Raw genomic sequence first — 22,173 nt, 5'->3', positions numbered from 1 at the left:
GCCCCTCGCGGGCCCGCCCACCCGGCATCCGGCCGGGGGCGGGCCCACCGACATATGCGCAGGTCATTGGCGGTGCCCGGGGCGATGGCCAACCGTCCCGCAGGCCGTCCCGGCGGCTCGAACGGGGCTTGATTAGGTAACCCTAAGTGATCGATTCCACGGTAGATCGTTCCGGACCGTGGTTGTCAGGGCCGGATGAATTACGCAACAATGGCGTTGTGAAATACGTTGGCGAGGCTCCGCAGGAGGAACTCGCGACCGGTGAGCGCTCGACGCGCAACCGGATCGCGCGCTCCGTCCTGGACCACGGCCCGTCCACCGCCGCCGATCTCGCGAAGCGCCTGGGGCTCACCCAGGCCGCCGTCCGCCGTCAGCTCGACGCCCTCGTCTCCGACAATGTCGTCGAGGCGCGCGAGCAGCGGGTGTACGGCACGCGGACCCGTGGCCGCCCGGCCAAGGTGTTCGCCCTGACCGACTGCGGCCGGGACGCCTTCGACCAGTCCTACGACGAGCTGGCCGCGGACGCCCTGCGCTGGATCGCCGAGAGCGCGGGCGAGGAAGCGGTCATGGCGTTCGCCCGTGCCAGGGTGGCCGGCCAGTCCGCGGCCTACCGCGCGGCGATCGAGGCCGCGGAGCCCGGCACCCGTACGGATGCGCTGGCCAAGGCCTTGTCCGCCGACGGGTACGCTGCTACGGCGCGCAGCGCGCCGGACCCCCAGCAGGGTGAGCAGTTGTGCCAGCACCACTGCCCGGTCGCACACGTCGCCGAGCAGTACCCGCAGCTGTGCGAGGCGGAGACGGAGATCTTCTCCAGTCTCCTGGGGACCCATGTACAGCGTCTCGCCACGATCGCCCACGGCGACGGGGTGTGTACGACCTACATCCCGCGCAGCGGTCACCCCACGACGCAAACCACTGATTCAGCAACTGATTCAGCATCCACCAGCAAGTCCGGGAGGAACCCCGCATGACGCTCCCTACGGAGACTGCCCACCCTGAGCTCGATGGCCTGGGCACGTACGAATTCGGCTGGGCCGACTCCGACGCGGCAGGCGCGGCGGCCAAGCGCGGCCTCTCCGAGGCTGTCGTCCGCGACATCTCGGACAAGAAGAACGAGCCCGAGTGGATGCTGAAGCTGCGGCTCAAGGGCCTCAAGCTCTTCGGCAAGAAGCCCATGCCGAACTGGGGCTCCGACCTGTCGGGCATCGACTTCGACAACATCAAGTACTTCGTGCGTTCCACGGAGAAGCAGGCGGAGTCCTGGGAGGACCTGCCCGAGGACATCAAGAACACGTACGACAAGCTCGGCATCCCGGAGGCGGAGAAGCAGCGCCTGGTCGCCGGTGTCGCCGCTCAGTACGAGTCCGAGGTCGTCTACCACCAGATCAACGAGGAGCTGGAGGCGCAGGGTGTCATCTTCATGGACACCGACACCGCGCTGAAGGAGCACCCGGAGCTCTTCAAGGAGTACTTCGGCACCGTCATCCCCGTCGGTGACAACAAGTTCGCCTCGCTGAACTCGGCCGTGTGGTCCGGCGGCTCGTTCATCTACGTGCCGAAGGGCGTGCACGTCGAGATCCCGCTCCAGGCCTACTTCCGTATCAACACGGAGAACATGGGCCAGTTCGAGCGGACGCTGATCATCGTCGACGAGGACGCCTACGTCCATTACGTCGAGGGCTGCACCGCGCCGATCTACTCCTCGGACTCGCTGCACTCCGCGGTCGTCGAGATCATCGTGAAGAAGGGCGGCCGCTGCCGCTACACGACGATCCAGAACTGGTCGAACAACGTCTACAACCTGGTGACCAAGCGCGCCGTCGCCTACGAGGGCGCGACCATGGAGTGGGTCGACGGCAACATCGGCTCCAAGGTCACCATGAAGTACCCGGCCATCTACCTGATGGGCGAGCACGCCAAGGGCGAGACCCTGTCCATCGCCTTCGCGGGCGAGGGCCAGCACCAGGACGCCGGCGCCAAGATGGTCCACATGGCCCCGAACACCTCGTCCAACATCGTCTCCAAGTCGGTGGCACGAGGCGGCGGCCGCACCTCCTACCGAGGTCTCATCGAGATCGGTGAGGGCGCGCCGGGCGCGAAGTCCAACGTCCTCTGTGACGCGCTGCTGGTCGACACCATCTCCCGCTCCGACACCTACCCCTACGTCGACGTCCGCGAGGACGACGTGTCGATGGGGCACGAGGCGACCGTCTCCAAGGTCTCCGAGGACCAGCTCTTCTACCTGATGAGCCGCGGCATGACCGAGTTCGAGGCAATGGCGATGATCGTGCGCGGCTTCGTGGAGCCGATCGCGAAGGAGCTCCCGATGGAGTACGCCCTTGAGCTCAACCGGCTGATCGAGCTGCAGATGGAGGGTTCGGTCGGCTAGTACGCCGGCAACCGAACCCCCGACATCTGTCCGACCTGAGAAAGCGAGCACTACGACAGCCATGGCTGAGGCTCAGAACATCCCGGTGGGCTCCACCACCACCGGCTCTATCGCGGTGGCCGCCGAGTCGACCGTCGCCACGCGCATGAGCGCGCCCCCGTCCTTCGACGTCGCGGACTTCCCGGTCCCGCACGGCCGCGAGGAGGAATGGCGGTTCACGCCGCTGGAGCGGCTGCGCGGCCTGCACGACGGCACGGCCGTCGCCACCGGCAGCGCTGTGAAGGTCGCCATCGAGGCCCCCGCGGGCGTCACGGTCGAGACCGTCGGCCGCGACGACGCCCGCCTCGGCAAGGCCGGCACGCCGGTGGACCGGGTGGCCGCACAGGCCTACTCCTCCTTCGAGCAGGCCTCCGTCGTCACCGTCGACAAGGAAGCCGTGCTCACCGAGCCGATCCGGATCTCGGTGCACGGCGAGGGCGGGGTGGCCTACGGACACCAGGTCATCCAGCTGGGCGCCTTCGCCGAGGCCGTCGTCGTCATCGACCACACCGGTGACGCGGTGCTCGCCGCCAACGTCGACTACGTCCTGGGCGACGGCTCGAAGCTGACCGTCGTCTCCGTCCAGGACTGGGACGCGAGCGCCGTCCACGTCGGCCAGCACAACGCGCTGGTCGGCCGGGACGCCTCCTTCAAGTCCATCGTCGTCACCTTCGGCGGCGACGTCGTCCGCATCCACCCGCGGATCGCCTACGCGGGCCCCGGCGGCGAGGCCGAGCTCTTCGGCCTGTACTTCACCGACAAGGGCCAGCACCAGGAGCACCGCCTCCTGGTCGACCACAACACCCCGCACTGCAAGTCCAACGTGGCCTACAAGGGCGCGCTGCAGGGCGAGGGCGCGCACGCCGTGTGGATCGGTGACGTCCTGATCCAGGCCGCCGCCGAGGGCACCGACACCTACGAGATGAACCGCAACCTGGTTCTCACCGACGGTGCCCGGGTCGACTCGGTGCCGAACCTGGAGATCGAGACCGGCGAGATCGTCGGCGCCGGCCACGCCTCCGCGACCGGCCGCTTCGACGACGAGCAGCTCTTCTACCTGCAGTCCCGCGGCATCCCCGCGGAGGAGGCCCGCCGCCTCGTCGTGCGCGGCTTCTTCGCGGAGCTGGTGCAGCAGATCGGCCTGCCGGACGTCGAAGCCCGTCTCCTCGACAAGATCGAGACCGAGCTGAAGGCTTCGGTCTGATGGCCTTCGTCAAAGCCTGTGCGCTGAGCGAGCTGGAGGACGACACCCCCAAGCGGGTGGAGCTCGACGGCACGCCGGTGTCCGTCGTCCGCACCGAGGGCGAGGTGTTCGCGATCAACGACATCTGCTCGCACGCGAACGTATCCCTGTCCGAGGGAGAGGTCGAGGACTGCATGATCGAGTGCTGGCTGCACGGATCGAGCTTCGACCTGCGCACCGGCAAGCCGTCCGGCCTTCCCGCGACGCGCCCCGTCCCCGTATACCCCGTCAAGATCCAAGGGGACGATGTGCTCGTCTCCGTCACCCAGGAGACCTGAGTCACCCATGGCAACGCTTGAAATCCGCGACCTGCACGTCACCGTCGAGGCCGACAACGCCACGAAGGAGATCCTCAAGGGCGTCGACCTGACCGTGAAGCAGGGCGAGACCCACGCCATCATGGGCCCCAACGGGTCCGGCAAGTCCACCCTCGCCTACTCCCTCGCAGGCCACCCCAAGTACACGGTCACCAGCGGCACGGTGACCCTGGACGGCGAGGACGTCCTGGCGATGACCGTCGACGAGCGCGCCCGCGCCGGTCTGTTCCTCGCCATGCAGTACCCGGTCGAGATCCCCGGTGTCTCGGTCTCCAACTTCCTGCGCACCTCCGCCACCGCCGTCCGCGGCGAGGCGCCCAAGCTGCGTACCTGGGTGAAGGAGGTCAAGGAGGCGATGTCCGAGCTCCAGATGGACCCCGCCTTCGCCGAGCGCAACGTCAACGAGGGCTTCTCCGGCGGCGAGAAGAAGCGCCACGAGATCCTTCAGCTGGAGCTGCTCAAGCCGAAGATGGCGATCCTCGACGAGACGGACTCCGGTCTGGACGTCGACGCGCTGAAGACCGTCTCCGAGGGCGTCAACCGGGTCCGCGAGTCCGGTGAGGTCGGCACGCTGCTGATCACGCACTACACGCGCATCCTCAAGTACATCAAGCCCGACTTCGTGCACGTCTTCGCCAACGGCCGCATCGCCGCGTCCGGCGGCGCCGAGCTGGCCGACAAGCTGGAGAACGAGGGCTACGAGGCCTACACGAAGGGTGGCGCTTCCGCGTGACTGACGCCCGACAGGGGCTCTCCGGCCTCCTCGACACCGAGGCGATCCGCAAGGACTTCCCGATCCTGGACCGCACGGTCCACGACGGCAAGAAGATCGTGTACCTGGACAGCGCGGCGACCTCGCAGAAGCCGCGCCAGGTGCTCGATGCCCTCAACGAGTACTACGAGCGGCACAACGCCAATGTGCACCGCGGCGTGTACACGATCGCGGAAGAGGCCACGGCGCTGTACGAAGGCGCCCGTGACAAGGTCGCCGCGTTCATCAACGCGCCCAGCCGCAACGAGGTGATCTTCACCAAGAACGCCTCGGAGTCGCTCAACCTCGTGGCGAACATGCTCGGCTGGGCCGACGAGCCCTACCGGGTCGACCACGAGACCGAGATCGTCACCACCGAGATGGAGCACCACTCCAACATCGTGCCGTGGCAGCTGCTCTCGCAGCGCACCGGCGCGAAGCTGAAGTGGTTCGGCATCACCGACGACGGCCGGCTCGACCTGTCCAACATCAACGAGATCATCACCGAGAAGACGAAGATCGTCTCCTTCACGCTGGTCTCGAACATCATGGGCACGATCAACCCGGTCGAGCAGATCGTCCGGCGCGCCCAGGAAGTCGGCGCGCTCGTCTGCATCGACGCCTCGCAGGCCGCCCCGCACATGGTGCTCGACGTGCAGGCGCTGCAGGCCGACTTCGTGGCCTTCACCGGCCACAAGATGGTCGGCCCGACCGGCATCGGCGTGCTCTGGGGCCGGCAGGAGCTCCTGGAGGACCTGCCGCCGTTCCTGGGCGGTGGCGAGATGATCGAGACCGTGTCGATGCACTCGTCGACCTACGCCCCCGCGCCGCACAAGTTCGAGGCCGGTACGCCCCCGATCGCCCAGGCCGTCGGCCTCGGCGCGGCCGTGGACTACCTCTCGGCGATCGGCATGGAGAACATCCACCGCCACGAGCAGGCGATCACCGAGTACGCGGTGAAGCGGCTCCTGGAGGTCCCGGACCTCAGGATCATCGGTCCGGCCACCGCGGAGGACCGCGGGGCCACGATCTCCTTCACGCTGGGTGACATCCACCCGCACGACGTGGGCCAGGTACTCGACGAGCAGGGCATCGCCGTCCGGGTCGGACACCACTGCGCGCGGCCGGTCTGCCTGCGGTACGGAATTCCTGCGACGACGCGAGCGTCGTTCTATCTGTACTCCACGCCCGCCGAGGTCGACGCCCTGGTGGACGGCCTGGAACACGTCCGGAACTTTTTCGGTTAGACAGCGGCGAGGGTTGACTGGTGAAGCTTGATTCCATGTACCAGGAAGTGATCCTGGACCACTACAAGCACCCCCACGGGCGCGGCCTGCGGGACGGCGACGCCGAGGTGCATCACGTCAATCCGACGTGCGGTGACGAGATCACGCTGCGCGTGCGGTACGACGGCGAGACCATCGCCGATGTGAGTTACGAGGGCCAGGGCTGCTCCATCAGCCAGGCCAGCGCCTCCGTGCTGAACGAGTTGCTGGTCGGCAAGGAACTGGGCGAGGCCCAGAAGATCCAGGCCGCGTTCCTGGAGCTGATGCAGTCCAAGGGACAGCTGGAGCCGGACGACGCGATGGAGGAGGTGCTGGAGGACGCGGTCGCGTTCGCCGGCGTCTCCAAGTACCCGGCCCGGGTCAAATGCGCGCTGCTGAGCTGGATGGCGTGGAAAGACGCGACGGCGAAGGCGCTGTCCGAAGGGAAGACGGCATGAGCGACAACGAGACCCTGACCACCAAGCCGGCCTCCGAGGAGGAGGTCCGCGAGGCGCTGTACGACGTCGTCGACCCCGAGCTGGGCATCGACGTCGTCAACCTGGGCCTGATCTACGGCATCCACGTGGACGACGCCAACATCGCCACCCTCGACATGACCCTGACGTCCGCGGCCTGCCCGCTGACCGACGTCATCGAGGACCAGGCGAAGTCCGCCACCGACGGCATCGTCAACGAGCTCCGGATCAACTGGGTCTGGATGCCGCCGTGGGGCCCGGACAAGATCACCGACGACGGCCGCGAGCAGCTGCGCGCGCTGGGCTTCAACGTCTGAGTCCCACCCGTACGACCTGAACGGCCCCCGGCGCGAATTTGTCGGGGGCCGTTCGGCGTTACGGCCAAGCCGGCGGGTTGTCCCGTGTTGCCGTCCGGGTGGCCGGCAATCGGTAGCAACGCGATTGGACGGTGACCTCCAGCATGGCCGGGGTCTTTTGGGACTTGACCTCTTTGTGCAGTCTTACGTCGACCATGACTCCACGCCCCTTGGACTCCGCGACGATCTGCGGACTGTTGCCGATAGTGCCGTCTCTGCCGTCCTTCGTGATCGTCCAGCCGTCCTTCGGGAGTTCGGCCCGCAGCCGGTTCATGCCTTTTTGCAGCTCAGCGAAGGGCGCCTTGTAGAGGCTCCAGGGGTGCCATGCATAGTAGGGCTCTTTCTGGTGGTCGTCATCCGAGCAGGGCATCGTCATCGCCCCCGGCTCCGTGGCCGTCCCCTTGACGTCGATCATCTCCAGAATCCGGCTGGACGCCTGCTCGACATCCGCCATCGCGGTATCCCTGTCCCGTGTTTCCACTACCGCCTCCTTTCCTGAACACGCCACCGCCAGTGCACATAGCGCGATACTGAAACCCAGTGTGGCAAATCGCCTATTCAAGTTTCACCTTGTCGTATGCGCCAGCGATGACGGCAGCCTGGCTGCGCAGGCCGAGGGGGCTTTGCTGTCCATGGCGCGGAGCCGATCGGCCCAGCAGGGCCTTTCGCACCTCGCCTGCCCTGGGCGGTCACCTATTTTGGCCGATAGCAAGCTGATTCGACGGTGACCTCCAACAGGGGCGGGGAGTTGCCGACTTTGCTCGCTTTGTGCAGTCGTACGTCGACTGCGAATTCCCGACCCTTGGACTCCGCGATGATCTGCGGACTGTTGAGCTGAGATCCGTCCCTGCCGTCCTTCACGATCTTCCAGCCGTCTTTCGGGAGCTCAGCCCGCAGACGTTCCACGCCCTTTTGCATATCGGCAAAGGAGGCCTTGTAAATGCTCCAGGGGTGACTTTCGCGGTAGACCTCTTCCGCGGAGTCGTAGTCCGAGCAAGGTGACGTCATCGCACCCGTCTCCGTGACCTTCCCCTTGACGTCGAGCATCTCAAGAATCCGGCTGGATGTTCTCTCGGTGTCCGCCTTCACGATATCGCTGTCCCGCGTCTTCACCGCCGCCTCCTTTCCGTTCGAACACGCCATCGCCAGGGCGCATATGGTGACAATGAATCCAAGTTTCGAAATTCGCCTATTCAAGTATCACCTTGTCATATTTACCGGCGATGACGGCTGCCTGATTACGCAGGCTGAGGGAGTTGTCGTCGTAGAATCCGGTGTGCCCGCCGGCGTCGCTTGTCATGATCTTCCCGCCGAAGGATTCGTCGGTGGGAATGATCCCGTTGTCACCGAGTCCCATGAATCGGCCGCCCTGCCGGACTATCTGATCGTCCCAGGGGGCGCCCATGGCCCACACGTGGTCGGCTCCGGCACCCAGGTCCGCCGCGCGATCCGCCTGGACACCGGGACTGCCCGCGAAGACGTAGTCGTCGGCGGCCTGGGGGTCGTCCCAGCTTCCCGACTGCGCCGAGACGCCGACCACCGTGCTGCCGTAGCTGTGCCCGACGACAGTGGTGTGCGCGCGACTGCCGTCGTCAGCCTGTTGCGCGACGCCGTTCCCCTGCAAGAAGTCGTGGAGTCGTGGGCCGCCCTCTGCCGCGTACTCCCCGCGTGTCGCCTGCGGAAAGACGTTGTCCGGCACGTTGTAGTCGAGCCACAAGACGGTGGAGACGTTCTGGTCAGGATTGAGGCGGTGACTCTGGGCCCAGAGCCGTTCGACACGACCGAGGTCCCCTTCGACGGATTCCAGGCTCGCTTTCGTACCGGGGACCCAGACGCCCACGTGGTCGGCTGTGTCCGGATTCCCGTTGGCGAGGATGACTTTTCCGTCCCCGAGGCCGGTGGGGTCGAAGCCGAGCAGGTATGCCTCGGGAAGCCCGCCTTCGCCTGTGCGGTCGAAGCGGTCCTGGATGGCCTTCGATCCCTTCAGCACGCCCTCCATCCTGGCCTTCTTGGCTCCGTACTTGTCGTGCCAGCGCTGCCATTCCGGGCTGATGAGGACAGCGGGGTAGCCTCCGCTGGTATTGGGGGTGTACTTGGCCGGCTCCTTCGGAATGGCGTTCAGATCCAGCTGGTATTTCGCCGTCGTCTCGTCCAGAACCATTCTGTTCGCGTCGTCGCGAATGTCGGACGGGAGGCCGTTCATCGACCCGATGGCATTCGGATGGACGGCCAGATAGTCGGCCTGCTGCTCCGGGGTGAGGTTCTTCCACCACTCCGCGTTCTCCTCGGGGGTGGCCTCCTTCGGCGGGCCCTTGATGCTGTCCAGGTAAGGATCGGCGGCCTTGAGCACCCCACCCCGGTCGGACGTCACGTCCGTCCAGTCCCGGTTCGAGACCACCAGGTCGTCGTCGGCCTGGAGGGAGCGGAGCTTCGGTGCCCACTTCGCGTCCGCGTCAGTGGCCTCCTGTAAGGCATCCGCTATCCGGTCGGCATAGCCAATGGCCGCACCGTAGTGCGGGTTCGGGTGAATGCTCGCTGCCTGGCGGTCCAGGGCGTCGGATGTCGGATTGCCTCCCGCGCTACCGGTCACGGTGCCGCCCGCGGCGTCCTTCTCCTCGCCCGGCTTCCTGCCTGCCGGAAAGCCGACCGAACCGTCCGCGTGCACCGTGCAGTGGTCAGCCTGTGCGTCCTCGATCGCCGCTTCCAGCTTCCGCTTGGCCGAAGCCATGTCGAACGCGAAGCCGTTCAGCGCGGTGCTCACCAACCCGCACTCGGTCTGTACGTACTGGAAGTTCTTCGACAGCCCGGCCAGTTCTTGCAGGGCTGCCTTCGCCGTCGCGCCCGCGAGTTGGTTACGTATCCCCGCGGAGATCTGGTTGTCGACGGTGTCCTTGGCCGCGTTGGCCATCTCGTCCGTCGCCCGGTACGCGTCCGCGGCATCCTCGAACTCCGACGGCTTGAGCGCCTTCAGCGTCGCAAAGTCCATGCGCCCGGATCACCTGCCCTTCGGCTGACCGCCGACGGCCGCGGTGTCCGTGTACTTGCTCTTGAGCGCGTCGAGTTCGGTCTTCAGCGACTCGTCGGTCTTCGACAGGTCACGGCCTGAAGACGCGAGAAGCTCACCCAGCGACGTGCAGCGCTTCCGCACATCCGCTACGTACTTGTGCCAGGACGTGTACAGCTCCCTCTGTGCCGCCGCACTCAGGCAGCCGGTCGCGTCGCCCAGCCCCGCCTGCCCATCCTGAAGTTTCGTCAGCGCGGACCCGATCGGCGCAGCGAGGCCCTTGGTGCCGTCGCCCGCCTGGGCCCATGCCCGCTTGTCCGACTTCAGGTCCGCCGACGTATTGGCTCCGGGCGTACCGCCCCCGACGCCGTCCTGAAGATGGTTCAACTGCATGTGCGTCGGCGGTGTTGTCCCGCCGGCCTTGAGCTGCTCCCACTCCGCCCGTGTCGTCACTGCGTCCTCCCCGTGTCCCCGTATCCCCTTACCCCTTGGGACCGTCCCCGCGTTCGGGCTGCCCGAGGGCCCAACGAGCGTCATCATTCCCGGATCGGCGAGCGCAATCAAACACGTGTCCGCTTTGAACGGGCTCATCTGCGCTCGCCAACTCCCCTGGAAGGAGCGCGACATGGCGCAGCACGACCACGACCACGACGCGCAGCGCCACGACACGCGCCACTACGAGCCAGGGGCCGTTCGGCGTTGTTCGCTCGTTGTACCCCTGGTGTGTACCGTGCGTTGGCGGGGGGATCGGAACCTACTTCTCGACACCACGCCGACGAGAGGCACACCGTGCTGCATCAGCTTGTCCTCCCTCACCGCCGGACCGTCGCCGCCGCGGGAGGTGCGCTGGCGCTGGCCGCCCTGGGGCTCGGCGCACCCGCGCACGCCGCGAGCTACGGGACGCCGACGATCACGCTGTCGTCCGGCTACCTCTCCGGGGCCGTCGGCGCGACCGCCGACCCCGTGGTCACGGTCACCGTCGGGCAGAGCGGAGCCGATGTGTCCGCCCTCGGTGTGGCGGCGTCCGCCAGCTCCAAGTCGTCCGTCGCCGCTACCGGCGATGTGACGGTGACCGGCACGGGCGCCACCCGGCAGCTCCGGGTCGCCGCCCACGCCCGCGGCTACACCGACCTCACGATCAAGGTCACCGGCCTCGGCGGCAAGACCGCCACCAAGTCCCTGCACTACGCGGCGTCCGCCGCCGTCCAGAACGCGGCCGACACCCGCTACCTCACCGGCTCCTCGGACGCCTCGGCCGCCGTCGACGTGGGCGGTGGGTACCTGGTGGTGGCCGACGACGAGACCAACACCCTTCGGCTCTACGACAGTTCGGCATCCGGAGCGCCCGTTCGCACCTGGGACGTCGCCTCGAAGCTGGGCGTCTCCAAGGAGGTCGACATCGAGGGCGCGGCCCGGGTCGGGAACACGATCTACTGGACCGGTTCGCTGGGCAACAACAAGGACGGCGAGTACAAGTCCGACCGCAACACCGTCTTCACCACCACGGTGAGCGGCTCCGGCGCCGCCACCCAGCTGACGGTCGGCGGAAAGTACAAGAAGCTCCGCGACGACCTGGTCGCCTGGGACAAGTCGAACGGCAACCGCTACGGCTTCGCGGCGGGTACGGAGGACGGCGAAGTCCCCAAGCAGATCGACGGGTTCAACGTCGAGGGCCTGGAGTTCGCCCCCGGCTCCACGACCACCGCCTACATCGGATTCCGCGCCCCGCTCGTCCCGCCGAAGGGCGGCGGCAAGGCGCTGATCGTGCCCGTCACCAACTTCGACAAGGTGGCCGGCTCAGGAGCGAAGGCGACGATCGGTACCCCGATCGAGCTGGATCTCGGCGGGCTCAGCATCCGCGACATCCGCAAGAACTCCGCCGACCAGTACCTGATCGTGGCCGGTTCCTGGGCGGCGGACGACAACTCCGACCCGTACGCCCTCTACTCCTGGGACGGCATCGCGGGCCACGCACCGGTCAAGCGCCTCGACCTGCCGACCGCCGACCCGGGCGGCTGGGAGGCCGTCGTCGCCGTCCCCGACCTGAACACGCCCGGCGCACGCGCCCAGCTGATCACGGACGCGGGCTCGGCCGACCTGTACGGCGACGGCACGGAGGCCAAGGACCTCGACCACGACGAGTGGAAGAAGTCCCGCGCCACCTGGTTCACCGTCAACGGCTGACCCGGAGCGGCGAACCCCACGGTCCGTCCTCCGCACGGCCGTGCCCGCCGGTCCGCCCGGCGAGCACGGCCGTCTCGTCTGCCTTCATCGTCGCGCCCCGGCCGCACGCGCCGCCCGGCGAACGTCACCAGCAGGCCGAGGACAGGGTCCACCACGGTGAACACGTCGGGGCACCCGGACTCCAGCCGAGCCATGGCGTGATCCTGCTGGCCGAAGTCGTCGCCCCAGGCCCGGAGCGCGTCGCGCACACCGGAGCTCTGGAGGATGGCGGTCCGTACGTCCCTTCCGCCGCCGGCCCACGCGGAGCCCCACACGGCGTCACACCCGTCCCCGAGACGGAGCGCCTGCCGCCGCAGCCACCGCAGGGCGAGCCGGCGATTCCTCACCACGGCCCCGCCGAGCGACACGGCACGCTGCCCGGTCGTCGCGGTGACTTCCACCTCGTATCCCGCACCGGTCACGCGGCACGCTCCCGGCCCGGCTGCGGCTTCACGGCCGCTCCCCGTGCTCGGCCGCGAGATGCCGTTTGCGCAGCACTCGGCAGTCGGTCGCCCGGCTCTCGTCCCTCACGCGCCGGGCCTCGGCCTCGGCCGCATCGAGCTCCTGGCACTCACGGCACTCGGCGTCACTGCTGGAGTTCATGCCACTTCCCCCCGGCTCCTGGCGTTCTCGTACGCGGTACGGGCGCGGAGCCGCTCGTCGCGGGTGGCGGGCCGGACGTACTCGGGGAGGGCTTCCCACTCGGGACCCCCGCCGATCGGCCGCAGCGACCAGTAGGGGCCGGAGACCCCTCGGAACTCCCCGACGCGGTCGTTACGGCCCCGGTCCACCAGGAGTGCCCCGGCGGGCGGGAGTTGGACGCGCTTCTGCTCAGGCATCGCCGCACCTCTCTGTAGTCATTCCACTACCAAGGGCGTTCAGCGTGGCGTAGGGTCGGAGCGCATTCAACTTGCAGCAAATGAGTGGGGAGTTGAATTTTCGGATGGTGAACCGCAAAGAGTTGGACCCGGAGAAGTCGCCCAGTGCGCGCTTCGGTCAGCTTCTCCGCAGGCTGCGGGATGAGCGAGGCTGGACGCAGGACGAGCTGGCGGAGCGCATGGGGTGCTCGGGCACGCACATTTCGGCCGTTGAAACTGGCCGTCGTCCTCCAACTCCCCAGTTTGCGAGGAATGCTGACAGGGTGTTTGGTACTGGGGAGCGATTCGAACGCTTGAGTCGGGCGGCGAGGTATACGGCATTGCTTGAAGGGTTTCCGGACTATGTCGCGCATGAGGCGCGAGCGGCGGAGATCCGGCTGTACGAAGTGGGCGTCGTGCCTGGTCTGCTCCAGACGCGGGAGTACGCGGCAGCGCTGGAAGCCGATGCGGTGAGGCGCGAGGCGATCACTCCTGAACAGGCTGACGAAAGAGTGGAGTTGGTGCTGCGGAGGCAGGCCGCGCTTGCCCGTATCCCCTCACCCTTGATCTTTGTTGTGCTCGACGAGGGGTGTATTCGTCGACCGATGGGTGATCCCGCGATCATGGATGCCCAGCTCGAACACCTGTTGAGGTTTGCCGAGCGGCCGAACACAGTGCTGCAAGTAGCGCCGTTCTCCATGGGGGCACGGCGGCCGTTCAGCCTGCCCATCACCGTGCTCACGATGCCGGACCGCTCTCTCATGTCCTACGCCGAGTCCGCTCAGCGCGGGCACCTCGAACGGGAAACCGGCTTAGTGCTGCCCATGCTGACGGCCTACCATCAACTGCAGGCCGAAGCGCCATCCCAGGCAGCATCCGTGGACATGATCGAGCAGTTACGAAAGGGCACCCTGTGACGACCGAATCCCCCCGTTGGTTCAAGTCCTCGTACAGTGGCAACGGCGGCCAGTGCGTCGAGGTCGCCACCAACCTCGTTGCCTCGCGCGGCGTGGTCCCCGTCCGTGACTCCAAGAGCCCGGCCGGTCCGGTCCTGAACGTCGCCGCCGGTTCGTTCGCCTCCTTCGTCGCAGGCGTCACGGCCGGCGAGTTCGGCGCCGTCTGACCTCCCGGAGTCTGGTCTGGTCTGCGACATCGAGGTGCCGAGGGGGAACTGAGCCGGGTGGGGCGGTAACGGCGGGTTCCTCCTCGGCGGGTAAACCCGCTCGACCTGACCGCGTCGTTGAAGAGATCCTCAGGTATGGAATTTCTCTGCTACCACCGCGACCGGCCCGGCTCCCTGGCGCTGCGCGAAGAGCTGTCGGAAGAGCATTGGTCCTACATGGACCAGTATGCGAAAGAGATGATCGCCCGGGGTCCCACCTTCTCCGACGATGGTGAAACCCTCACCGGAAGCGTGCACATCCTCGATCTGCCCGATCCCGCCGCTGCCCGCGCGTTCGCCTTCGATGAGCCGAACTACCAGGCGGGCGCCTACCGGGACGTGCTGTTGCGGCGGTGGCGCAACGCGCTCGGACGCACCATGTGGGACTTCCCCGGCGGCCGGACCGGCGACGATCGGTATCTGGTCCTCGGCCTCGGCCTCGGTACGGGGCAGGCCGCAGACCTCGCGCTGCCGCCCGACCGGGACGAGCTGATCGCCTACGGCCCGCTGCTGTCCGACGACGGGGCCGTCTGGCTGGGCACGGCAGCGCTTGTCCGGGCGCCGGACCCGGACGCGGCGCGCGCCATCCTGACCCCGGACCGGTACGCGGCCATCGAGGTGCACAGCTGGCATTTCGGCGGGCGCCCGTCATAGGTGTCGCTGACATGAACGCCGTCCCGGTGACGCTGTCACGATGCCGGACTACCATCGACTACCGGCCGAGGCGCGGCCCCGGGCGGCGTCCGTGGGCACGATTGACCAGTTACGAGAGGGCACTCCGTGACGATCGAATCCCCCTGCTGGTTCTAGTCCTCGTACAGCGAGAACGGTGGCCAGTGCGTCGAGGTCGCCACCAACCTGATTGCCTCGCGCGGAGTGGTCCCCGTCCGTGACTCCAAGAGCCCGGCCGGCCCTGTACTGAACGTCGCCGCCGGTTCGTTCACCTCGTTCGTGGCGGGCGTCGAGGCCGGAGAGTTCGGCGCTGCCTGACCGCTCGGCGGTTGCCCCGTTCCGTGCTGGCCCCTGTGGCTCTTCGGAGGGCGTGGGCGTCGGCCGCACGGCGTCCGCTGTGTCCTGGACGAGATGGGAGTGGGAGCATGGCGCATGGGCCGGGGAGGAGGATTCTGTGCTCAATGCCGTGAGATTCTCTATTGTCCCGGCCCCCAGATGCCGGCTCCGATGCTGGTGATGATTTCAACCCACTCGGAGTGCTCGTCACCGAAGGGGCGTGGATCCTTGTTCTTGATCTCGTTTCTGAAGGTGTCCAGGGACTCCGTCAAGGCTTCGATGAGCTCTTCGTCCTCCTCGTAGTCCTCTGGGAGGCTTCCGACGATTCTTGTCAGCCCTGTAATGGTGTGGGCCAGCGAGGAGAGGTCGCGGTGAAGCGGGATTGGGCGCATGATGCCTTCGGCCAGTTGGTGTAGCTCACCTGTTCGCGTGTCGGCTACGACGGCACTGATCTCGAAGTTCCCGAGGAAGACCCAGTTGGCAGCGGCGGCGGGTAGGTTCCACGTACTGCCGAGTTCGTCGACCGGGACGGGGTGGAATCCGAAGCCCTCTGCGTCAAGCCGGGGAAAAGAGATGAATTCGCTGTCCGGTAGTCCGATGGTCGTGAGGAATTCTAGGGCATCACCGCTGAAGCCGGCCGCCCGTGCCGTATTCGAAGGTGCTTGATGGACTCGCTCCTCGCCAAAGGTACGAATAAGCTCATCGCGAGAAAGTTCGAAGATCATCTCAACTGTCCTGCCGTGTTCCGCTTAGCTCTGGTATGGCGTGAGTGGTGTGTGAGTCTTGTACCAGTCTTTGAGGTCTTTGCGGTATTGAATATGCTCTGCGTCAACTCTTCTGCCGTACTTCCAGTCTGTCTCGCCGGGTTGCCGCGGTAAAGATTGATCATACGACTGGGAGTGGCTGACGGGCAGGTCTTTGCCGAAGTACTTGGCGGTCCAGCGATCGCAGAAGGAGGGGGCCTTCTGGCAGGGCTCGCGCTCGGTGTACAGACTCTTGAGCCCAGCCTGTTGATCTGCTTTTAACAGGGGGTACCCGACGGAGCGTTCGGAGTGGACGCTCTTGCTGTAGCCGACCAGTGTGAACTGGTGTCCTTTGCCGTCGTTGAACGAACCGGCAGCGTAGTTGTTTCCGGTCCAGTCCTTACGTGCGTAGCGGGCCGTCTGTGTCGCCCGTGCCAGCTCAGTGGAGCCGGGTTTGATGGGTTTGGACGTGACGCGGTCGGTGTCCGCCCCCGCCACGCTGTACGGGTTGTTTTCTCCGGCGCGGGGACGCCAGGTTCGGGTGCCCCCGTTCTCCGTGAGCAGCATATTTATGCCCGATGAATCAGCTTTGCTCACAGGCGAGGTTGTGCCGTTTGCGTTCAGCTGAACGACGGAGCCATCTAGATTGACCATGTACATTGGATTTCCGGTGTCGCAGCCGTCGAGATCCGTCTTGGTTTTCTTTTCGTTCTCTTCGTGCCCCTTCTTGCTGGCATCGATTTTGCCGCCGTGCTTCTCCAGGACGTCAACAGTCTCGTCGGCCTTTTTCTCTACGGCGTCCTCTGCCTTGTCCATGACCGTGGCCAGCTTGTGGAATCGGCTGTCCTTCTTGACGGAGCTGCGGCGCTTGGTGCCGCCGGTCTTGTGCTCGTTCTTCTTCTTGTCGAAGTTGCGCCTGGTCTCGTCGTAGCCTCCGGATGCCTTGTCGAATTCGTCGAACTCTATGACCAGGTCTTGGGCCATGTCGCCCGATCCGGCGGTGTATTGGTCGATGTTGCCGTCATCGTGGGCGTCGAGCTGATCGGTGAACAGGTCTTCGATCTTCCCGAGGATCGTCGTCTCTATCTTGTCCGTGACGACCGAGGTGATCTCGCCGACCGCATAGTCGATGGCCTCGTGCAGTGCGATGCGGCAGAGGCCGATAGCGGCTGCGCTGAGCAGGCCGCTGAGGCCTGCGGTGAAGAACATGCCGATGACGCCGGCAGTGGCGGCCGCCGCAGTTGAGCTCAGTTCAGCGATGCAAGCAATCTTGCATCCCTCAATGAGGCCGGCGCAGTCGTCGAGGGCGCCGGCCAGGTCGTCGAGGGCGCCGATGAAGGTGGTGAGGTCCTTCGTGGTCAGCTTTCCCCAGCGACGGTCGATGGCCTGGACTGTCTTGCCCTTGCTCTTGCCGCCGACGATGTGGGAACACGCCCTGTTGCCCTCGGTGATTACGTCACGAAGGCCCTCCGCGAGACTGCGATAGTCCTTGGCCGAGCCGCGAACCTCGTCCTCGTCGATGTTGGGCCAGTTCACCCCCACCAGGTCCAGTACCTCGACAAGGTCGTCGGGCAGTTTCTTACCCACGTTCGTCACCTCCCCCGTACGTCTACAACTCCCTTAGCGTCAAAGTGAATTGACGAGAAGTCAACCAAGGGTGGTCAGAACCGGTCATGGGAGCCCGTGTCACAGGGGCTGCAGACACACGAGTGTCTCGTCCGTGCCGACTGCCAACTTGCCGTCATGAAGGAGTGCCACGCCCCGGACTGCGGGCCCGGGGCGGAACGCATGGACCGTCTCCGTGTCCAGGACCACGTACTCGACCAGTCCGTCTGCCCAGCCGATCGCCAGTACGGGGCCGAAGTCCGTGATGTGTGCGGCATCCAGTGCCGTCACCGGGCATCGCCGCATGGCGACAGGGGTGGAGAGTGGCGCTGTCGCGGGCTGCCAGACGCGGACGCGCCCGTCGATGCCACCGCTGTAGATGAGAGGGGCACGTTCGTTGCTGTGACCGATGGGCGGTTCCAGTATGGTCAGAGCGGTTATGGCCCCGCTGTGGAGCTGAACGGTGCGATGCCACTCCCGTTCGTCCTCAAGCGCGTAGGCGTGCCCTGAGCCGAAGCCGTCCGCCACAGCCAGGACGGTCTCGGATGAAGCAACCGCAGTGTTACGGCTGCCGCTTCGACGCTTGTTCACAGCCTCCACGAGGCGCTCCAGAGGGCCCTGGGCATCGTCGAACAATGCCCTGATCCTGTTCTGTCTGGGCTCACCCGGTGTGTGCTGTGCGTGTAGGTGCCCGTGCCCATCCAGTACAAGCACCGTTCCGTCGGGGCGCGCGCTGACGGAACACGCTCCGTCGATCGGAGCGGGGAGTCGGCACTGCGGCGCACCATCGCGTACATCAAGCACGCGGACGGTTCCTTGGTGATCAGCGGCTACCAGGGAATTCACGCGAGCTGAATGGCGTGCTGCCATGGCTCGGACCGGCCCCGGCCACGGAGGACTGATGTCATTACGGACACGGCGCCAGATCAGACGCCACGCCGCTCCGGAGGCAAGCGAGGCGAGTTGCTCACTCAGCCTGGGATCGGCCTCGTCACCCAGTGCGGCGAGGAGCGTCAATGCCCGGTCGGAGGCGCTTTGGTCACGCGTCAGCGACCCCCCGGCGCGTAGCCAGGCCGCACGCAGACCGCCATGGCCTTCCTCCGACAGGTCATAGTGCCGGGATATCTGCCACGGTTCTGCCGCGCACACGGCGGCGGCGTCGGCAAGGTCGCCGTCCCAGCCCTCCAGCGTTGTGTCACGGCTGTTCACTCCGGGTGTACCGGATGCGGTCTCACTCCCTGCCGCCTTGCGCGCGTCATCTGTCCACTGCTCGTGGTCCAGGTCCATCACGGCCGGGCCCAACGCCATGAGGGACGGGATCTCCGGTGAACCGGCACGGACTTCCACCACTAGCCGTATGTGGTCGTGCCGCGCGAGGTGGAGCACCAGTTCGCCGATGGCTTTCGGGTCTTCGGCCGCATGTAAGTCGGGCAGGACGAGAACCGTGCGCCGTGTGTCGAGGCTCAGCGTGCGAACGAACTCCCCGGGAGTGCGTGTGGGTAAGGACAACTGCTGCGCCAGCGCCCAGGCGGCGGTCGCCACGGTTTGGCCGGCGAGCGGGGCGAATCCGTGCACACGGCGTTGTGGGTGAGCTCCGGCCGCGGAACCGTGGGCAACCAGCCAGGCCAGCAGGGCAGACTTTCCACAGCCTTCTTTCCCGGTCAAGAGGCAGAGCCGTGGAGCGTCTGGGTCTGCCAGCCAGGACAGCAGCGCCGCTCCGGCAGGCTCACGCCCCGAGTCCGGTCGGCCCCATATCTGTTCGCTCACTGTTGCCTCTCCTGTTGCGCGGCATGGGCCATCAGCCTCTTCAGGCCTTCTTCGCGGGAACCCGCGGTGTCTCCGTAGTCGAAGCTGTGAGTGAACTCCGCCTGAGGGAAGAGCGCTTGCATCCAGACAGCGCAGTAATGGCCCGGCATCATGCAGGGTTCCAGCTCGCAATACACTCGGCGCACCTGTGCGGCGGTGACCCCGGCTGCGGAAAGCTGCTGCCACAGGAGCTCTTCTGGGTGTGGCCTCCCGGGCTCTGCCTCGGCCGTGGAGATCTGTTTCTGCCCCGTGTCATCGACATACTCGAAGGCCGACGAGAACGGGAAGTTGAGGGTGTGACGGACGTCGTCCAACACGCGTGGCCACCAGCCCTCATGGTCCTCGAATGCAGCCGCGTCGATCTGCCGCAATTCCGCGTTCAGCTCCCGGAACGCGGCCGCTGCCACGGGGAGGCTTGTGGAGGCCGCGATCACCGGCAGGCGGCGGTCGAGGGCGGCCAGCGACGCGTTGAAGGTGCTGAGATCCGTACTCACGAAGACGTCTGACTCCGGTTGTGTGACAAACACGCCCTGCACGCCTCCGTCGGGCCGGACACACAGGTGTGCCAAGCGGTCGGTGCCGACGCGCACCCAGTCCGCGCGCTCATCCCGCAGGGCGGGGCCTCCACGGGCGGTGAACACACCGAGAGTCAGGCCGTCCGTCTCGCCGGCTGCCGTGAAGTACGGTGCCACGTGCAATGGGACACCTACGTCGTGCAGCATGCCGCGTGTCCTGCCCGACAGCCCTGCTCCGTACCAGCTGGGTAGGGCGATCCGACGCATGCCGCCTCGGCCGAAGTGGGTGATGGATGGGTCTGGGGCGTGCTCGGGCATCAGGCTCCCTAGTCATAACAGGTGAAAGATCACATAAAACCTAGCCCGTTCTGCCCGCCGCTGAGAGCCCTTCGGCGGGACTCGATGGCGGGCGTACCGGCCGCTGCGCAGGGCCGGCCTGCCGGGTGCGACCCGGCTGGCGGATCGTGTCGAGGTCCGGCGTCACCGCCGACGGCAGGCAGGTCGCCGTGATGGGCGATGTCGACCCCAGCGGCACGGATGTGCAGGACGAAGGGATGGGGGCGGCCGTCCGGACGGCCCTGTGCGAGAGAGCCGCCCTGCACGCTCCCGGCAGCCAACCCTCTGCGTTTGCCGAGACGGTCGCTCTGGTGCGCGATACTCCGGGCGGACGGGCGGGATCATTGATTAGCTCATCAGTTCGATTCGAGTACGCTGGAAGCATGGCAACGCACCAGCTTCAGGGATCGCTCTTCGACCAGAGCGAGGACGTGCGCCTGGGTCCGCTGGGTGGGATCCGTCGGACGGTCCTCGGGGACGGGGCCTGGATCGACCTGCTGCCCGGGTGGCTCAGTGGTGCCGGGGTGCTGTTCGAGCGGCTGGCCGAGGACGTCCCGTGGAAGGCGGAGCGCCGGGAGATGTACGAGAGGGTCGTGGACGTGCCCCGGCTGCTCGCTTTCTACGGGGTCGGCGAACCGCTGCCGCACCCCGTTCTCGACGAGGCGCGGCGGGCTCTGAGCACGTACTACTCCGACGAACTCGGCGAGGAGTTCACGACCGCCGGGCTGTGCCACTACCGCGACGGGCGCGACAGTGTGGCCTGGCACGGCGACCGCATCGGCCGGGGGGCCCGCGAGGACACGATGGTCGCCATCCTCTCCGTCGGCACCCCTCGCGACCTGCTGCTGCGCCCGGTGGGCGGTGGGCGGACCGTCCGCCACCCGCTGGGTCACGGCGACCTGATCGTGATGGGCGGCTCGTGCCAGCGGACGTGGGAGCACGCCATCCCCAAGTCCGCCCGGACGGCCGGAGGGCGTATCAGCGTCCAGTTCCGGCCGCGCGGGGTGCGGTAGCCGGGTCCTCCTACGCCTCTTCGCCCCGGTACACCACCGGCCCGTCGTCCGGGTCGGTGTCCCGGTAGCGGGCGAGGCGCTCCAGGAGTACGGCCGGGTCCTTGTCACCGACGGCGGCCAGAAGGGCGTAGAACGGCACCTCGCCGACTCCGTCCCGGACGGTGGGCTGGTTGACGAAAGGCCGCTCCAGGTAGATGTTCTTCGCCACCTCTTCCCGTGGGATACGGGCGGCGGCCTCGCGGTAGGTCCAGGCTCCGTGGCAGTGGCGGACGGCGACCTCGCCGACGTACCAGAGGGCGCCCTGGACGAAGGGCGTGTCCTCGGCTGCCCGGTACGCCTCCTTCGTGCCGAACCGTTCTACCGTGAGCCGTCCGAGCGTCTCCAGCGACCCGGGCGAGAAGTCCCACTCCTCCGCCGCGACACCGGTCCCGGCCGCCCAGGCGGGGAAACCGTCCAGGCGCTCAGAGAGCCAGCCCGCCAGCCAGGGATGCGGAGCGGCGGCTGCCGCGGGGTCGAGGCCGGGTGTCGGCTCCTTGGCGGGCTTCCACCCGGGCTCCCGCTCGCGGTGGACGGCGACCGCGGCGCGCAGCCGGTCGGCGGCCTCGGTGAACGCGCCGGGCTCGGCGCGCTCCTGCGCGGCGATGATCAGCTCCAGGGGGTCGACCGGCGCGAGGCCCAGTGCGGGGTCGGACAGCACGACCGGCCGCCCGGTGGTGCTCCACGCCCAGCGGCCGCCGCCGACGGTCATCAGGGCCTCGCCGAGGTAGGCCATCGCCCCTTGGAGGAAGTCCTCGGAGTCGGGCGTCCCTTCGGGCCGGTAGGTGAACACGATGGCGTCCTCCAGGAGCGCGAGCGAATCCGCCGACATGTCCGGTTCGAACTCCTCCGGGGTGTACCAGGTGTTCAGCCGCATCACCCGCGCCGGGACATCGTCGATCCACGCGGCCAACTGCTCGCCCACGGTGTTGTCCGCCGCGCCGTTCGTGTTGTCAGACATGCCCGCCACTCTAGACACGCGTGAGCTTCTCGCCCCGAACTGGCCTACTGCGAAGGCGAGTTACGATC

At 66.9% G+C, this 22,173-nt stretch carries 24 protein-coding genes and 1 pseudogene; 14 read left to right on the top strand and 11 right to left on the bottom strand.

The window, feature by feature from the left end:
* Positions 1–218 precede the first annotated feature (218 nt).
* The 8 genes from OG892_RS08550 to OG892_RS08515 all read left to right on the top strand — a co-directional run bounded on the left by OG892_RS08550 (position 219) and on the right by OG892_RS08515 (position 6,797).
* A complete protein-coding gene (locus tag OG892_RS08550) occupies positions 219–971 on the top strand; it encodes a metalloregulator ArsR/SmtB family transcription factor (protein WP_073735376.1) in 753 nt (250 codons plus the stop codon).
* Positions 968–2,389, top strand: a complete 1,422-nt coding sequence (gene sufB, locus OG892_RS08545) for a Fe-S cluster assembly protein SufB (RefSeq protein ID WP_073735375.1) — start codon at positions 968–970, stop codon at positions 2,387–2,389. Before OG892_RS08550 ends, sufB begins: the two co-directional genes overlap by 4 nt.
* 61 nt (positions 2,390–2,450) lie before the next feature.
* A complete protein-coding gene (gene sufD, locus OG892_RS08540; RefSeq protein ID WP_073735374.1) occupies positions 2,451–3,632 on the top strand; it encodes a Fe-S cluster assembly protein SufD in 1,182 nt (393 codons plus the stop codon).
* A complete protein-coding gene (locus tag OG892_RS08535; RefSeq protein ID WP_024492618.1) occupies positions 3,632–3,949 on the top strand; it encodes a bifunctional 3-phenylpropionate/cinnamic acid dioxygenase ferredoxin subunit in 318 nt (105 codons plus the stop codon). Before sufD ends, OG892_RS08535 begins: the two co-directional genes overlap by 1 nt.
* Positions 3,950–3,956: 7 nt before the next feature.
* On the top strand, positions 3,957–4,721 hold the full coding sequence (gene sufC / locus OG892_RS08530) for a Fe-S cluster assembly ATPase SufC (RefSeq protein WP_073735373.1): 765 nt from the start codon (positions 3,957–3,959) through the stop codon (positions 4,719–4,721).
* Positions 4,718–5,986 (top strand): cysteine desulfurase, encoded by a 1,269-nt coding sequence (locus OG892_RS08525; protein WP_073735372.1) that lies wholly within the window; start codon positions 4,718–4,720, stop codon positions 5,984–5,986. Before sufC ends, OG892_RS08525 begins: the two co-directional genes overlap by 4 nt.
* 20 nt (positions 5,987–6,006) lie before the next feature.
* Positions 6,007–6,462: a Fe-S cluster assembly sulfur transfer protein SufU gene (gene sufU / locus OG892_RS08520; RefSeq protein ID WP_024492621.1), complete on the top strand. Its 456-nt coding sequence runs from the start codon at positions 6,007–6,009 to the stop codon at positions 6,460–6,462.
* Complete coding sequence (locus OG892_RS08515; RefSeq protein WP_056783575.1) at positions 6,459–6,797, top strand: metal-sulfur cluster assembly factor; 339 nt, start codon at positions 6,459–6,461, stop codon at positions 6,795–6,797. Before sufU ends, OG892_RS08515 begins: the two co-directional genes overlap by 4 nt.
* Positions 6,798–6,855: 58 nt before the next feature.
* Here OG892_RS08515 and OG892_RS08510 read toward each other — a convergent pair whose 3' ends face one another.
* The 4 genes from OG892_RS08510 to OG892_RS08495 form a co-directional block, all read right to left on the bottom strand.
* Positions 6,856–7,290: a hypothetical protein gene (locus tag OG892_RS08510; RefSeq protein ID WP_371628830.1), complete on the bottom strand. Its 435-nt coding sequence runs from the start codon at positions 7,288–7,290 to the stop codon at positions 6,856–6,858.
* Between the two features lie 239 nt (positions 7,291–7,529).
* Positions 7,530–7,949, bottom strand: a complete 420-nt coding sequence (locus OG892_RS08505; RefSeq protein WP_371628829.1) for a hypothetical protein — start codon at positions 7,947–7,949, stop codon at positions 7,530–7,532.
* A 76-nt stretch (positions 7,950–8,025) separates the two neighbouring features.
* Positions 8,026–9,822 carry an alpha/beta hydrolase gene (locus OG892_RS08500; protein ID WP_371628828.1) on the bottom strand — a complete coding sequence of 599 codons (1,797 nt, stop codon included), beginning with the start codon at positions 9,820–9,822 and terminating at the stop codon, positions 8,026–8,028.
* 9 nt (positions 9,823–9,831) lie between these two features.
* Complete coding sequence (locus OG892_RS08495) at positions 9,832–10,293, bottom strand: hypothetical protein (RefSeq protein WP_242436673.1); 462 nt, start codon at positions 10,291–10,293, stop codon at positions 9,832–9,834.
* A gap of 336 nt (positions 10,294–10,629) precedes the next feature.
* On the opposite strand from OG892_RS08495, the gene OG892_RS08490 reads away from it, so the two are divergent.
* The gene (locus OG892_RS08490) at positions 10,630–12,024 is read left to right on the top strand and encodes a DUF3616 domain-containing protein (protein ID WP_371628827.1); all 1,395 of its coding nucleotides are present in this window, start codon (positions 10,630–10,632) and stop codon (positions 12,022–12,024) included.
* Between the two features lie 489 nt (positions 12,025–12,513).
* Here the strand turns inward: OG892_RS08490 and OG892_RS08485 are convergent, their stop codons facing one another.
* On the bottom strand, positions 12,514–12,666 hold the full coding sequence (locus tag OG892_RS08485; RefSeq protein WP_328867467.1) for a hypothetical protein: 153 nt from the start codon (positions 12,664–12,666) through the stop codon (positions 12,514–12,516).
* Positions 12,663–12,902: a hypothetical protein gene (locus OG892_RS08480; protein ID WP_073735367.1), complete on the bottom strand. Its 240-nt coding sequence runs from the start codon at positions 12,900–12,902 to the stop codon at positions 12,663–12,665. Before OG892_RS08480 ends, OG892_RS08485 begins: the two co-directional genes overlap by 4 nt.
* Positions 12,903–13,006: 104 nt before the next feature.
* On the opposite strand from OG892_RS08480, the gene OG892_RS08475 reads away from it, so the two are divergent.
* The 4 genes and pseudogenes from OG892_RS08475 (at position 13,007) to OG892_RS08460 (ending at position 15,072) form a co-directional block, all read left to right on the top strand.
* Positions 13,007–13,837 carry a Scr1 family TA system antitoxin-like transcriptional regulator gene (locus tag OG892_RS08475; RefSeq protein WP_371628826.1) on the top strand — a complete coding sequence of 277 codons (831 nt, stop codon included), beginning with the start codon at positions 13,007–13,009 and terminating at the stop codon, positions 13,835–13,837.
* On the top strand, positions 13,834–14,043 hold the full coding sequence (locus tag OG892_RS08470) for a DUF397 domain-containing protein (protein WP_371628825.1): 210 nt from the start codon (positions 13,834–13,836) through the stop codon (positions 14,041–14,043). The genes OG892_RS08475 and OG892_RS08470 overlap by 4 nt, the downstream gene beginning before the upstream one ends.
* Before the next feature lie 135 nt (positions 14,044–14,178).
* Positions 14,179–14,736: a YciI family protein gene (locus OG892_RS08465; protein ID WP_371628824.1), complete on the top strand. Its 558-nt coding sequence runs from the start codon at positions 14,179–14,181 to the stop codon at positions 14,734–14,736.
* 126 nt (positions 14,737–14,862) lie between these two features.
* Positions 14,863–15,072 (top strand): annotated as a pseudogene (locus tag OG892_RS08460) (DUF397 domain-containing protein).
* A 158-nt stretch (positions 15,073–15,230) separates the two neighbouring features.
* On the opposite strand, the gene OG892_RS08455 reads toward OG892_RS08460, so the two are convergent.
* The 4 genes from OG892_RS08455 to OG892_RS08440 form a co-directional block, all read right to left on the bottom strand.
* Positions 15,231–15,815, bottom strand: a complete 585-nt coding sequence (locus tag OG892_RS08455; protein WP_371628823.1) for an SUKH-4 family immunity protein — start codon at positions 15,813–15,815, stop codon at positions 15,231–15,233.
* 24 nt (positions 15,816–15,839) lie between these two features.
* Entirely contained in the window at positions 15,840–17,420 is a 1,581-nt protein-coding gene (locus OG892_RS08450) for a hypothetical protein (RefSeq protein ID WP_371628822.1), read from the bottom strand.
* A 99-nt stretch (positions 17,421–17,519) separates the two neighbouring features.
* Positions 17,520–19,205 (bottom strand): WD40 repeat domain-containing protein, encoded by a 1,686-nt coding sequence (locus OG892_RS08445; protein WP_371628821.1) that lies wholly within the window; start codon positions 19,203–19,205, stop codon positions 17,520–17,522.
* Complete coding sequence (locus OG892_RS08440; protein ID WP_371628820.1) at positions 19,202–20,077, bottom strand: nucleic acid/nucleotide deaminase domain-containing protein; 876 nt, start codon at positions 20,075–20,077, stop codon at positions 19,202–19,204. The genes OG892_RS08445 and OG892_RS08440 overlap by 4 nt, the downstream gene beginning before the upstream one ends.
* 401 nt (positions 20,078–20,478) lie before the next feature.
* Between OG892_RS08440 and OG892_RS08435 the strand changes: the two genes are divergently transcribed.
* A complete protein-coding gene (locus OG892_RS08435) occupies positions 20,479–21,108 on the top strand; it encodes an alpha-ketoglutarate-dependent dioxygenase AlkB (RefSeq protein ID WP_371628819.1) in 630 nt (209 codons plus the stop codon).
* Between the two features lie 10 nt (positions 21,109–21,118).
* Here OG892_RS08435 and OG892_RS08430 read toward each other — a convergent pair whose 3' ends face one another.
* Positions 21,119–22,105, bottom strand: a complete 987-nt coding sequence (locus OG892_RS08430) for a hypothetical protein (protein WP_371628818.1) — start codon at positions 22,103–22,105, stop codon at positions 21,119–21,121.
* Positions 22,106–22,173: the final 68 nt, after the last annotated feature.

Origin of the sequence: Streptomyces sp. NBC_00341, assembly GCF_041435055.1 — a bacterium.
Lineage (GTDB): Bacteria > Actinomycetota > Actinomycetes > Streptomycetales > Streptomycetaceae > Streptomyces.
Note: the sequence above shows the minus strand (reverse complement) of the source record. Positions and strands in the feature narration are given on the sequence as shown.